A 12,481-nucleotide genomic window follows, 5' to 3' on the forward strand; every position below is an offset into this window, starting at 1 on the left:
GTTATCTCCCCGCCGCCGACACGTTGCTGTCGACCGGTGTGTGGATGAGGGCGTGGCGCAGCAGGTCGGCGATGATGCGCGGGCCTTCCTGGGTGAGCAGCGACTCGGCATGAAACTGCATCGAGGCGAACGACGGCCCACGCAGGGCATGCACCTCGCCGGTCTCGCTGTCGCGACTGATCTCGACGGTGCCGATGCCGTTGATGTCCAGGCGGTCACTGGCACTCTGGGCGGCGAAGGTGTTGTAGAAACCCACCCGCTCAGCGTTGCCGAACAGGTCGATCTGTTTTTGCACACCCTGGTTGGGAATGGCCTTGCGTTGCAGCTCCAGGCCCAGGCACAGGCTCAACACCTGATGGCTCAGGCACACCGCGAGGAATGGCCGTTGCTGGCTGAGCAAGGAACGGATGGCCACGTGCAGATGGTCGATTTTCGGCAGCTGGACATCGCTCGGGTTGCCAGGGCCAGGGCCCATGATCACCAAGTCGTAACCGTCGAAACTGTATTCATCGCTGAAGCTGCACACCGTGACTATCAGGCCCAGGGCCCGCAGCTGCTTGGCGATCATCGAGGTGAAGGTGTCTTCGGCATCGACGATCAGCACCTGGCGCCCGCTGAAATCGGCCTGGGTCTGTTGGCGTTGCTGGCTGTCCATCAACCAGAAGTCCGAGACGTAGGCGTTGCGGCTGGCCAGCGCTGCGCGTACCTGCAGGTGGCTGCCAAAGCGCGAGGGCGCCTGGTTTTTCAAGGCAGCAATCAGGCCGGCGGCCTTGGCGCGGCTTTCGGCGGCTTCGGTCATGGGCTCGGAATGACGCACGATGGTCGAGCCCACGCTGATGCGTACCTGGCCGCTGTTATCGATGTCGGCGGTGCGAATCAGGATGGCCGAGTCCAGGGAGCGTCCACCTTTGCCATCGCTGCCGATCAGCGCCGCCATGCCGCTGTAGTACGCGCGGCCTTGCGGCTCATAGCGCCGGATCACCCGGCAGGCGCTTTCCAGCGGGCTGCCGGTGACGGTCGGGGCGAACAGGGTTTCGCGCAGGATGTCGCGCACGTCGCGACGGGTCTTGCCCTCAATGAAGTACTCGGTGTGGGCCAGATGCGTCATTTCCTTGAGGTAAGGGCCGAGGACGTGGCCGCCGTCTTCACAAATGCGCGCCATCATTTTCAGCTCTTCATCAACCACCATGTACAGCTCATCGGCTTCCTTGCGGTCGGCCAAAAAGGCCATGACGTCCGTCAGACAGGGGCCAGCCGGCGGGTAGCGGTAGGTGCCACTGATGGGGTTCATCACCGCGAGCCCATCCTTGACGCTGATGTGCCGCTCGGGCGAGGCACCCACGAAGGTGCGGCTGCCGGTGTGAATGATGAAGGTCCAGTAAACACCTTTCTCGCGCTCCAGCAGATGGCGAAAGAAGGACAGCGCGCTGGAGGGGCCGTACTCGCTGATTTCCGCCATAAAGGTGCGTTTGATCACGAAGTTGGCGCCTTCCCCAGAGCCGATTTCGTTGGCGATCACCTGGCTGACGATCTCGGCATAGCGGGCGTCGCTGAGGTCGAAGCGTTCGCCGTTCAGCTGGATCGGCACGTTTGGCAGCAACCCCAGCAACTGTTCAATGCCGATGGATTGTTGCTCGGTAATGTTCATCGCCAGCAGCGGCGACTCATCGTCCACCGCCTCGAAGCCGCGTTCGGCGATCTGGCGGTAGGGAATCAGCGTGAGTACATCCAGGCGCGGGGCACCGATTGAAGGCGCAGGCAAGTCGATATCGGCCAGGACCTGCGGCTGCGACATCTGCCCAATCAGCACATCCAGCAGCCCCGGGCCGCTGGATTCCGGACGATACAACAGGGCAAACGGCTCGGGCACCGGTTGCAGAATGCGTTCCATAAGGCGGGCGGCAGCTTGGCTCATAGCACCACCTCGTCGGTGGTGACGACCATGGCGCAACGGCTGGCGGCGTATTCGATCGCCATCCAGTGGTGCGCCTTGCTGAAGTCAGCAATCGCGTCGGCAACCAGGAAGGGCTGGATATCGTTGGAGTAGGCATCCACGGTAGAAATCAGTACCCCGACATGGGCATACACCCCGCACAGGATCAACTGATCGCGCCCGTTGGCGTGCATGCGCTCCAGCAGGTCGGAGTTGAAGAACGCGCTGTAGCGCCATTTGGTCAACAGCCAGTCACCCGGCTTGGGCGTCAGCGCGTCGACCACCTCGCGGTCGGCGGGGCTGGCCTTCATGCCAGGGCCCCAGAAGTCCTTGAGCAGCCCGCGCTGTGCCTCGCTCATGCTGCCTGGCTGGGCGGTGTAAGCCACCGGCACGTCGTGGTCGACAGCCCACTGGCGAATGCGCGCGGAATTAGCCACGACGGCTTCACGTAGGGCATCGGGCAAGGGCCGCAGGAAGTAGCGCTGCATGTCATGCACCAACAGCACGGCGCGCTCGGGGTCGACGCGCCACTGCGCGAGGTTGACGGGCAGGTCGCGGGCTGTAGGCAGGGCGTACGGGGCAATCGATGGAATGCCAGTCATGACGACAAACTCCAGTCAAAGGTAAGCAAGGGTGGAGGAGGGCAGGTTTTTCCAGGCCATCACTGCAGTGATGGCTTGCCAAGGGGTCAGGCGCGGGTCGCACAGGCTTTTGTAGTGGCTGGCCACCTGGCTCAGGCCGGCCGCGTCGGAGGCGCACTCGCTGACGTCATCGGGGGTGGTTTCCAGGTGCAGGCCGGCAGCCACGCCACCGGCCGAGGTCACGGCATGTTTGAACGCGGTGATTTCCTCGGTGATGGTCTGCACCATGCGGGTCTTGTTGCCGCAGGGCGCGATGATGGTGTTGCCGTGCATCGGGTCGCTGAGCCAGATGATCTTGTGGCCGGCATGGCGCACCGCTTCAACCAGCGGTGGCAGGCGATCAGCGACTTTGTGGGCGCCCATGCGCGCAATCAGGGTCAGTCGGCCGGGCTCGCGTCGTGGGTCCAGGCGCTCGCACAGGCTCAATAACTGGTCTTGGGTGATGTCCGGGCCGACCTTGCAGGCCACCGGGTTGAGCACTTCGCTGAGCAGTGCCACGTGAGCGCCCGTCAACTGACGGGTACGTTCGCCGATCCACGGCCAGTGGGTTGAGCCGAGAAACACCCGGCCCTGTTCGTCCTTGCGCACTTGCGGCAGTTCGTAGTCGAGCACCAGCATTTCGTGGCTGGTCCAGGCGGGAGAGCCGCTGAGCTGTTCCTTGCTGGCCGGTTCCTTCCAGCCCAGGTGGTGCATGATGTCCTGCGCGGCGCGATAGCCTCGTACCAGGCGTTGTGCATCATGCTGGCGATGGTTGCAGACCGCTTCGCGGCCGTTGACCATGTCGCCGCGGTACACCGGCAACTCGACATCGCCGATGCGCTCGCTGTTGTTGGAGCGCGGCTTGGCGAACTGCCCGGCAATCCGCCCGACGCGCACCACCGGTTGCTGGGTGACCAGCCGGAACGCACCGGCGAGGATATCCAGCACCGCGGCCTTGCGGGCCACGTGGCTGGGAGCACTTTCATCCATGTCCTCGGCGCAGTCACCGGACTGGATGATCATCGCTTCGCCCGCCGCCACCCTGGCCAAGGTGGCACGCAGCACCAGGATGTCTTCGACGCGAATCAGCGAGGCACTGTCCCTGAGGTAGGCCTGCGCGTCATGCAATTGTGAGGGCTCGCTCCATTGAGGCTGCTGGAACGCTTCACAACTTAGAACCCGTTTCAGTAAGTCTTCCATGATGCGATTACTCTCCCTAAGGATTAAGTAGGAATGCCTTCACGCTTGATCTGCGGCACGGGAATACCCAGGGCGCGCAGTTGTTGAAAGACGTTCATGAACTCGCGATTGCGTTTTACTTTGCCGTCTTGCAGCTCGAAGGAGTGCAGGAAGTGGTTCTCGTAATACCCTTCCGGGTAACCTGGAAAGAGGATCTTGCCGTGGCCATCGCACTCGACCCAAAAATGGTTGGGGTCGTCGGTTTCAAATACGTTGACGTTGTACCATTCCCAATCCGGGAAGCACTTGAGTGACCAAACAGCATGTTCGGCCAACTTGGCTTTGCCACTGATTACAATGGGTGCGCCGGTGTCTGTGGTCCACAAGCCACCCGAACCGTCCTCGGTAAACAGTTCATGGCGGCGCAGGCGATCCTGGCCTTTGGTGCGCATATATTGCTCGACCGTGGCGCGGTTTTTGCGGCGAAGTTCGCTGCTGTCGTCAGCGGTTAGTTGTCGCGCTGCATGAGTAGGCATGTTCACTCTCCAATAATGAAAGGGCTTATGAGGCGGGAATACCTTCACGCTTGATGCGTGGCACCGGAATGCCCAAGGCGCGCAGTTGTTCGAAGGGGTTCATGAATTCACGGTTTTGCTTGATCTTGCCGTTGTCCAATTCGAAGGAATGGATGTAATGGTTTTCGCAATACCCTTCCGGGTAACCGGGGACCAGGGTCTTGCCACGGCCATCACTTTCGACCCAGAAGTGGTTGGGGTTGTCGGTTTCAAACACCCGCACGTTATGAAACTGCCAGTCTGGAAAGCACTGTTCCAGCCACACGCCAAGGGCTGCAAGTTTCGCGTGGCCTTTGAATACCAGGGGTTCACCGGTTTCGGTGTTCCACGAACCGCCGCTGCCATCCGGGGTGAACAGTTCATGCCGACGCAGGCGATCTTGGCCATGGGTGCGCATGTACTGTTCGACGGTGGCGCGGTTTTTACGGCGAAGTTCAAGCTGATCATTAAAGCCGCTGGCGGAAAGCGAAACCGACATAAGCCGTATCCTCCTTAGTTGAATTAAGGTTTTTCGAAAATCAAGTAAATATTTAGTTAATTGGGCGCACCAGCACTTACAGGTTTAACTTTGTATATTGAGAGCGTGCTGAGGCGTGTTGTTTATACACCTGCACTTCTCGCGGCAGGAACTACCAGATCTTGTAGCGGCTCGGCCATGGAGGGGGGCGGATGCGGTCCATCGGGTAGTGTGTTGCACTATTATGAATCAGCAGGTTCATTCGTCGGCCAAGCCGCAACGATGGCCCGCTAACATCGCCTGGCTATCAATGGCCTATGGCTAGTTAGTTGGTTAGGCACAATAAACCCTTCGCTATTGCGAAGTGGTCTATAACCGTTGAATTTTGTGTATTGACATGAGTTCAGGTTGGTCTAGTCTCACGACTCGTTTCCAACTCTAGTGGTGTTCAAATGGAATTAGGACAGCTGTTGGGATGGGATGCTTATTTTTACAGTATCTTTGCGCAAACTATGAACATGCAGGAGTTTACTGCTGTTGCATTGAGGGCTTTACGTGAACTGCAGTTTGATTTTTTCGCTTACGGCATGTGCAGTGCGACGCCGTTCATGCGACCGAAAACCTATATGTACAGCAATTATCCCAAGGACTGGATAGCGCGATATCAGGCAGCGAACTACGCCGCGATCGACCCCACGGTGAAACACAGTAAAGTCTCGTCAGCCCCCATTTTGTGGAGCAATGAGCTGTTCAAGGGGTGCCCGGACCTGTGGTCCGAGGCCAACGATTCGAATCTGTGCCATGGCCTGGCGCAGCCTTCGTTCAACGTCCAGGGCCGGGTAGGGGTGTTGAGCATCGCACGCAAGGACAAGGTCATCAGCCTTCAGGAGTTCGAAGCCTTGAAGCCGGTGACCAAAGCGTTTGCCGCGGCGGCCCACCAGAAAATTTCTGAGCTGGAGAGTGACGCGCGTGTGTTCAATACGGATGTCGAGTTCAGCGAACGGGAGTGTGATGTGCTGCGCTGGACCGCAGATGGCAAAACCTCCGAGGAAATTGGCGTGATCATGGGCGTGTGCACCGACACGGTGAATTACCATCACCGCAACATCCAACGCAAAATCGGCGCCAGCAACCGTGTACAGGCGGTGTCTTACGCGGTAGCGCTGGGGTATATCTGAGGTTCATCGACTGCCGCCGAGCCCTCCCAAAAGGATGACTCGGCCGGTATCAAGCGGTGTCTTTCAACAATGCGGCGGGCATGAAGGCTGAAGGCGGGCGGGCGCCTCGATGGTGTTCACGGTGAGCCGAGAGCTTGATCGCGAGGATTTTTTCGTCCTGGTGCACGGTGACCGGTCCCAATCGCTCGTAGTTGACCCCGTTGATTTTGTAATAGCGCTCCATCGTGCTGTTGACGATGCCGACAATGAAATCGGCGCCTGCCAGGCTGGCGGTCTTCAGGCTTTTCCAGAACAACGGCATGGCCAATTGCGGTTCACGGGTGGTGAAGCGTGTCATTTCCCAGATGGCAGGCTCCTTGGGCGGCGTGCCAGCACAGGTATGGCTGAAAACACCTTCCAGCAGGTTTGGCAATGTGGTGGGTATCAGACGCGCGCAGCCAACGATGTCGCAGTACTCGTTGAACGCCAAGAGGTAGCGCGCATGCTCGGTGTCGTATTGATCCCATTCACAACCCGCCGGGTGCGGATGGCCAGGCAGCCGCCAGCCGAGTTTCTCGACAAATTGCTCGTGCCGAAAGCGGCCTAGCCTGAGTTTGAGCTCGTCGCTCATTGCGCTCAGCGTGTGCTCTTCCATGTGCATGGCTGGGAGTTCCTGGGGGATGGGGGAAGTGCGGGGTTTTATAGAGGACTTGTTCAGGCTTGGCACCTACAAGATCTTGTAGGCCGCGTTGGCACGCGGTTCGCTGGTTTGATTCCTCGGTCAGTTTTTTGTAACAGCTTGTTTGCGGCTGACGCATAAACCTATAAAGTTAACCTTTCGGTCAGCTTTGCACTGCCACATACAGCCTTTTGTTCCGGCAAGAGCGCTTCTGCCAGACCCGAGATCCCCAGAACATAACCATAAGGGCGGACCTATAACCGCCCAGAGGATGATCCATGTCCAACCGTGATATCTCCCGGCGCTCGTTCCTTCAGGGCGGGCTGGTGGCGGGTGTGAGCGTGACGCTTACACCGCTCAGCACCCAGGCGCTGGCTGCGTTGATGGAAAACAGCGTGACCGTGCCGTCCGAGCAATGGCTCGGCAACAATGGCAAGGCGCGCTCGCGTAACGACGCCTTGTCCAAGGTCTGCGGCAGCAAAGTCTTTGCCCGCGACATCCGTTCCAAAGACATGCCGGGCTGGCCGCAGCAACAGGGTCATGCCATGTTGCTGAAAGTCACCAAGGCCGACCGCATCTACGCCGGCTACGATCTGTCGTGGCTTGGCGCCGACCTGCAACCTGACCGCATCGTGACGGCTGCCGACCTGGACAAAGACGGCATCGTCTTCCCGGAAGAGCACGCGCCGGATCCGCTGTTGCCGCAAGGCCAGGTACCGATGTTCATCGGTCACCCCGTGGCGATCCTGATCTGGAATGACTTCGAGCGGTTCCGCCAGGCCAAGGCCAAACTCAAATTCAATGACAAAGCGATCCGTTACGGCGCCCCAGCGCCGTACTACGAGCGTGATCCATATGGCAGCTTCCGCTATGTACGCGTCGGCGGTGCGACCTCGGCGGACGAAGATGAATTCGCCAGCCTCAAGGATTCGATTCTGTTTCCGATGCTGAAAAACCGTCGCCCGGTGTGGAATTCCCAGCCGGACCTGCACGGCAATCTCACCGAGCGCGGGCTGTTTTACGCCGACCGGATGAAGCAGCAGATCGACGCGCCGCCCGACCACTGGCTGGTGTTCGACGAGCGCTACAAAACCCCGTCGATTGAGCCGGCCGCGATGGAACCGGACAACGGCAACGGCTGGTACGACCCGGTCACCAAGACCTTGCACTTTGTCGTCGCGACCCAGTGCCCGCTGGAAGCCGCCACCGAAACCGCGAAGATGATCGCGCCCTCGCGCTTCGGCCTGGCGAATCTGAACATGCACCCGGGCTACACCGTCGGTTACGGCTCCAAGGACCACAACATTTTTGTCTACTACGCAGCCCTCGCCGCGTTGTACGGCGCGGGTGTGCCGGTGCGCCTGGCCAACGACCGCTATGAGCAGTTTCAAAGCGGCATCAAGCGTCACCCGTTCGATATCCGCTACCAATTGGCGGTAGACAAAAACGATCACAGCTTCCAGATTTTTCGCGCCGAGATGAACGTCGATGGCGGCGGGCGCATCAACTACAGCCCTTCGGTGGCCGCGGTTGGCGCCACGGCAGCGCAGTCGATCTACTACATGCCGCAGAACGATCTGCAGGTCACGGCCTACCATTCGCGCGCGGTTGAAGCGGGCTCGATGCGCGGTTACGGGACCCTGCAAAGCATGGCGTCGACCGAGATGATGGTCGACGAAATCGCTGATCGTCTGGGTATCGACGCTATCGACCTGCGCAAGAAAAACGCCCTGCTGTCGGGCATGAAAAACACCCAGGGCGCGGTGCCGGCCGGTGCATTGCGCTTGCACGAGATTCTCGACAAGGCGGCTGCCCATGATGTCTGGAAAAACCGCGACCAGATCAAAAAGACGCGCGAAGCCGCTGACCCGGATAACTGGTATGGCGTCGGTTTTGCCATCTGCCAAAAAGACTTCGGCACCGGTTCCGAGGCGCCGATGGCCAGCATCGAATTCACCGCTGAAGGGCACGTGACGTTGCGCCATATCGGCATTGAAATCGGCACCGGCATGTCCACCTCGCAAGCGCTGGTGGTGGCGGATTTCATCGGCATACCGGCCACGCAAGTGAAGACCGGCGAAACCGAATGGAAAGAGTTGCAACTGACCACGGGCGGCAACCCGTACACCATGAGCCAGGCCGAACAGGATGGTTTTCTGCGCAATCCGCGTTGGGTCGGCAAACTGGCGTCGGCCTCGTCGGCGACCAACTCCGCGTACTACTTCAGCCACGCCACCCGTGAAGCCTCCCGAGTGCTGTTCAACCACGGCTTGTGGCCGGCGGCGTTGCAGATCTGGGGCCAGGGCCCTTACGGCGGCCAGGCTAACCCGTACGTGGTGCGTCGCGAAGATGCGCATTGGGTCGACGGCAAACTCACCGCCAACGGCATGCAGCCGCTGAGTTTTGAGCAATTGGCCAAACACGCCCATGAAAAGGGCCTGGTGACCGGCGCTACCGTGCACGGCTTCAACCGCTGGAGCTGGGCCGAGGCCGAGTACAGCATCGACGGCGTGCGCGAGCGTCTGCCCCTGGATGGTCTGGCGGTGAAGTACGGTGACGGCGCGCCGCAGGCGAAACGGGCACAGATGACCAGCAACGGTTTCCACCTGCTGGATCGCCAGAACGTCCACTACCCGGACACCCAGTTGAACAACGCGGCGGTGACTTACTACAGCCCGGTTGCGACGCTGGTGGAGTTGAAAGTGAACAAGGGCTCCGCCGATGTGCAAGTGCTCAACCACCACTCGTGGGTCGAGTGCGGTCGGGTGCTGGTGGAAGAGCTGGTCAAGGGGCAGCTCGAAGGCGGGATCGCCATGGGCATCGGCCATGCGTTGATGGAAGAGATGCCGCTGTACGAAGGCGGGCCGGGGGAGGGTGACTGGAATTTCAACCGTTACCGCTTGCCGATGGCCCGACACGTTGCCGTGTGGAACCAGACGGCTGAAATCCTGCCGCCGTTGTCGCCGAGCGACCCGTCCAAGGGCATCGCAGAAGTGGTGATGATCCCGATCGTCGGCGCTATCGGTAACGCCGTGGCCCACGCCATCGGCAAACGTGTCCGCGACCTGCCTATCACTTCTGCGCGCATCAAGGAGGCCCTCAATGGCTAACCGTCCGTTTCAACTGACCCTCAACGGTCAATCCGTCGGCCCGGTGGACATCCCTGATGACCTGCCGATGATCGATTACCTGCACGAATACAAAAACCTCACCGGCTCGCGGCTCGGCTGCGGCCAGGGCATTTGCCACGCCTGCGTGGTGATCGTCGACAACCCGGACGGCACCAGCGAAGAAGTGCGCACCTGCATCACCGGCGCCCACTATTTCGAAGGCAAAAAAGTGCGGACCATCGAAGGCCACGCGACCCGCGACGAGCAGGGCAACGTCACTGAGCTGAACCCGATCCAGCAGCGTTTCGTCGATGAATTCGCCTTCCAGTGCAGCTATTGCGCGCCGGGTTTCGTCAATGCCGCGACCTTACTGGTCGAGAAGCTGCAGCGTCAGCCCATCGTCAACAGTCAGCTGGAAAAAGTCATCGAGGACAGCCTCGGTCACCACATCTGCCGTTGCACAGGCTACGTGCGTTACTACAACGCGACCCGTAACGTGCTCACCGATCTCGGCCTGGTCAAGGAGGGTTAAGCATGAAGCCTCTACTGTCCCGCCTGGCATTGGCAGTTGGTCTGGCTGCGCCGGTGTTGTTGGTGCACGCGGATGATCAAGTCAAGCGCGGCGAATACCTCGCCCGCGCCGCTGACTGCATGGCCTGCCACACCGCACCAGGCGGCGCGCCGTTTGCGGGTGGCCTGCCGATTGTGTCGCCGTTTGGCACCATCTATGGCACCAACATCACCCCGAGCAAAGCGCACGGCATTGGTTTGTACAACGATGACGAATTCTTCGCCGCGCTCACCGAAGGCAAACGCCGCGATGGTGCGAACCTGTACCCGGCGATGCCGTACACCTCCTATCACCTGATGCCGCGCGCAGATTCGGACGCGATCCATGCGTACCTGAAAACCATCGAGCCGATTGAACGTGCGGCGCCGGTCACTCGCCTGAGTTTCCCGTTCAACGTGCGCCTGGGCCTGATGGGCTGGAACCTGCTCTACGCCAAAGACGTGAAACTCGCGCCGGCCGAGGGCAAAAGCGAAACCTTCAAGCGTGGTGAATACATGGTCGAAGTGCTCGGTCACTGCGGCGAATGCCACACCCCACGCGGGTTGCCTGGCGCCATGCAGCAGGATAAACGCCTGACCGGCGGCCTGCTCAACGGCTATTTGGCACCGAGCCTGTTGGTCACTGACCTGGCCGCTCGCGGCTGGAATCAACAGGACCTGAGCACCTTCCTCAAGCACGGCATGAGCGCCCAGGGCACGATGTTCAACGAGATGTTCCCGGTGTTCCACAACAGCACCCAGGGCCTGAGTGACCCGGACCTGGCGGCAATGGCCACTTACCTGCTCGGCGATCCCGCCCCAACCGCCGCAGTGTTGACCGAAGTGCCGCTCGACAAAATGAGCCCAAGCGCCCAACGCGGTCGTCAGGATTACCTGAACGTGTGCGCCGGTTGCCACGCGCCGAACGGCGAGGGCAAACCGCACATCGCCGTGGCCATGCGCGGCAACACCACGCTGCGCCTGGACGATCCGCGCAACCTGTTGCGGGTGATCGAGGACGGCATCGGCGAGCAGACATTCACCGGGTTCGAACGCATGCAACCGATGCCGGGCTTTGCCGACAAGCTCAATCAGGCACAGCTGACCGATCTGCTCAACTATCTGCGCCAGGGTTGGGGCGGTCAGTCGAGTGAGCTGGCGGTCAGCGACGTGCAGAAGCTGCAGGCCGATGCACCACCAGCCGAGCACAAGGCGCACTGACATGCAGCATCTGGATCTGCAAGTCATTCGCCGGGCGCTGGAATGGTCGACGGCCGGCCAGCCGGTTTGGCTGTGCACGGTGCTCGCCACCTACGGCTCGGCGCCCCGTGCGCCGGGTTCGTTGCTGGCAGTGAACGTGAGCGGGCAATGGATCGGCTCGCTGTCGGGCGGCTGCGTTGAGGAAGACTTTCTTGAGCGGGTAGCCGAAGGCGCGTTCGAACAGGCAGTCAACGCCGTTCGTTACGGCGAAGGCGAGGACCCGCGCTCGCGAGTCAGCCTGCCCTGTGGCGGCGTGCTTGATGTGCTGGTGGAAAAGCTTGCGCCGGACTGCGAGGTCCAGGCCCATCTGCGCGAGCTGGAGTGCGCGTTGCTGGGCCAGCGCCGATTGATCCGCGAAGTCGAGCTGGCCAGCGGTGCGCGCCGCGTGTGTGCAGACAGCGAGCAGGGCGCGCGCATCGAGCGCGAGATCGACCGGGTGCGTGTGCGCGTCGGCGCGGCGCAGCGTTTGTTGCTGGCGGGCTATTCCAGTGTTGCCCAGGCTTGCGCCGAGTTTGCCGTGGGCCTGGGGTTTGAGGTGATTTTGTGCGATCCCCGCGACGAGGTGCTCGAAGGCGTGGTGCTGCACAACGTCGAGATGCGACGCCAGCTGCCGTCGGTGTTCATCGCTGACGGCGGCTGCCACAGCGACACGGCGGTGGTCGCGTTGACTCATGATCCGCGTATTGATGATCTGGCAATGATGGAGGCGGTGCGCACCGACGCGTTTTACATCGGCGTAATGGGTTCGATGCGCACCTCACAAAAGCGCTTCGAGCGCCTGCGAAGGATTGGCGGGTTGGGCGAGGCCGAATTGGCGCGCATCCATGCGCCTATCGGTTTGAACCTGGGCAGCAAAACCCCGGCGGAAATCGCGTTGGCGGTGCTGGCCGATATTCTTCGCACGCGTAGCGGCATCGCGCGGGATCGACTCTGACCGGCGCTTCCAAGGGTAACGGCGCGGC

11 protein-coding genes are annotated in these 12,481 nt (G+C 60.9%); 5 read left to right on the forward strand and 6 right to left on the reverse strand.

Annotated features, from left to right (window positions below; all coding sequences use genetic code 11):
- Window position 1: 1 nt before the first annotated feature.
- The 5 genes from AB5I78_RS14315 to AB5I78_RS14335 are packed head-to-tail and all read right to left on the reverse strand — an operon-like array spanning window position 2 to window position 4,785.
- On the reverse strand, window positions 2-1,891 hold the full coding sequence (locus AB5I78_RS14315; protein ID WP_370004763.1) for an anthranilate synthase family protein: 1,890 nt from the start codon (window positions 1,889-1,891) through the stop codon (window positions 2-4).
- Window positions 1,892-1,911: 20 nt separating this feature from the next.
- A complete protein-coding gene (locus AB5I78_RS14320) occupies window positions 1,912-2,535 on the reverse strand; it encodes an isochorismatase family protein (protein WP_242196738.1) in 624 nt (207 codons plus the stop codon).
- A gap of 15 nt (window positions 2,536-2,550) precedes the next feature.
- The gene (locus AB5I78_RS14325) at window positions 2,551-3,753 is read right to left on the reverse strand and encodes a 3-deoxy-7-phosphoheptulonate synthase (protein WP_369302846.1); all 1,203 of its coding nucleotides are present in this window, start codon (window positions 3,751-3,753) and stop codon (window positions 2,551-2,553) included.
- Between the two features lie 23 nt (window positions 3,754-3,776).
- A complete protein-coding gene (locus AB5I78_RS14330) occupies window positions 3,777-4,268 on the reverse strand; it encodes a PhzA/PhzB family protein (protein ID WP_242196730.1) in 492 nt (163 codons plus the stop codon).
- A 25-nt stretch (window positions 4,269-4,293) separates the two neighbouring features.
- Complete coding sequence (locus AB5I78_RS14335; RefSeq protein WP_145160687.1) at window positions 4,294-4,785, reverse strand: PhzA/PhzB family protein; 492 nt, start codon at window positions 4,783-4,785, stop codon at window positions 4,294-4,296.
- A 497-nt stretch (window positions 4,786-5,282) separates the two neighbouring features.
- On the opposite strand from AB5I78_RS14335, the gene AB5I78_RS14340 reads away from it, so the two are divergent.
- Window positions 5,283-5,942, forward strand: a complete 660-nt coding sequence (locus AB5I78_RS14340; RefSeq protein WP_370004690.1) for an autoinducer binding domain-containing protein — start codon at window positions 5,283-5,285, stop codon at window positions 5,940-5,942.
- Window positions 5,943-5,991: 49 nt separating this feature from the next.
- Here AB5I78_RS14340 and AB5I78_RS14345 read toward each other — a convergent pair whose 3' ends face one another.
- Complete coding sequence (locus AB5I78_RS14345; RefSeq protein WP_369302848.1) at window positions 5,992-6,582, reverse strand: acyl-homoserine-lactone synthase; 591 nt, start codon at window positions 6,580-6,582, stop codon at window positions 5,992-5,994.
- A gap of 296 nt (window positions 6,583-6,878) precedes the next feature.
- On the opposite strand from AB5I78_RS14345, the gene AB5I78_RS14350 reads away from it, so the two are divergent.
- Genes AB5I78_RS14350 through AB5I78_RS14365 form a run of 4 tightly spaced genes read left to right on the forward strand, consistent with a single transcriptional unit; the run spans window position 6,879 to window position 12,453 of the window.
- On the forward strand, window positions 6,879-9,710 hold the full coding sequence (locus AB5I78_RS14350; protein ID WP_369302849.1) for a xanthine dehydrogenase family protein molybdopterin-binding subunit: 2,832 nt from the start codon (window positions 6,879-6,881) through the stop codon (window positions 9,708-9,710).
- Window positions 9,703-10,242 (forward strand): (2Fe-2S)-binding protein, encoded by a 540-nt coding sequence (locus AB5I78_RS14355; RefSeq protein WP_369302850.1) that lies wholly within the window; start codon window positions 9,703-9,705, stop codon window positions 10,240-10,242. Before AB5I78_RS14350 ends, AB5I78_RS14355 begins: the two co-directional genes overlap by 8 nt.
- 2 nt (window positions 10,243-10,244) lie before the next feature.
- A complete protein-coding gene (locus tag AB5I78_RS14360; protein WP_369302851.1) occupies window positions 10,245-11,480 on the forward strand; it encodes a cytochrome c in 1,236 nt (411 codons plus the stop codon).
- A gap of 1 nt (window position 11,481) precedes the next feature.
- Window positions 11,482-12,453, forward strand: a complete 972-nt coding sequence (locus AB5I78_RS14365) for an XdhC family protein (protein WP_369302852.1) — start codon at window positions 11,482-11,484, stop codon at window positions 12,451-12,453.
- The last annotated feature ends 28 nt before the right edge of the window (window positions 12,454-12,481 follow it).

This window comes from Pseudomonas sp. N2-3-1-14 (genome assembly GCF_041228395.1).
Taxonomy (GTDB): domain Bacteria; phylum Pseudomonadota; class Gammaproteobacteria; order Pseudomonadales; family Pseudomonadaceae; genus Aquipseudomonas.

Coding starts and splice junctions, on each gene's coding strand:
- AB5I78_RS14325 (WP_369302846.1), bottom strand. CDS start 3,753: ATGGAAGACTTACTGAAACGGGTTCTAAGTTGTGAAGCGTTCCAGCAG.
- AB5I78_RS14315 (WP_370004763.1), bottom strand. CDS start 1,891: ATGGAACGCATTCTGCAACCGGTGCCCGAGCCGTTTGCCCTGTTGTAT.
- AB5I78_RS14340 (WP_370004690.1), top strand. CDS start 5,283: ATGCAGGAGTTTACTGCTGTTGCATTGAGGGCTTTACGTGAACTGCAG.
- AB5I78_RS14365 (WP_369302852.1), top strand. CDS start 11,482: ATGCAGCATCTGGATCTGCAAGTCATTCGCCGGGCGCTGGAATGGTCG.
- AB5I78_RS14335 (WP_145160687.1), bottom strand. CDS start 4,785: ATGTCGGTTTCGCTTTCCGCCAGCGGCTTTAATGATCAGCTTGAACTT.
- AB5I78_RS14330 (WP_242196730.1), bottom strand. CDS start 4,268: ATGCCTACTCATGCAGCGCGACAACTAACCGCTGACGACAGCAGCGAA.
- AB5I78_RS14345 (WP_369302848.1), bottom strand. CDS start 6,582: ATGCACATGGAAGAGCACACGCTGAGCGCAATGAGCGACGAGCTCAAA.
- AB5I78_RS14320 (WP_242196738.1), bottom strand. CDS start 2,535: ATGACTGGCATTCCATCGATTGCCCCGTACGCCCTGCCTACAGCCCGC.
- AB5I78_RS14360 (WP_369302851.1), top strand. CDS start 10,245: ATGAAGCCTCTACTGTCCCGCCTGGCATTGGCAGTTGGTCTGGCTGCG.
- AB5I78_RS14350 (WP_369302849.1), top strand. CDS start 6,879: ATGTCCAACCGTGATATCTCCCGGCGCTCGTTCCTTCAGGGCGGGCTG.
- AB5I78_RS14355 (WP_369302850.1), top strand. CDS start 9,703: ATGGCTAACCGTCCGTTTCAACTGACCCTCAACGGTCAATCCGTCGGC.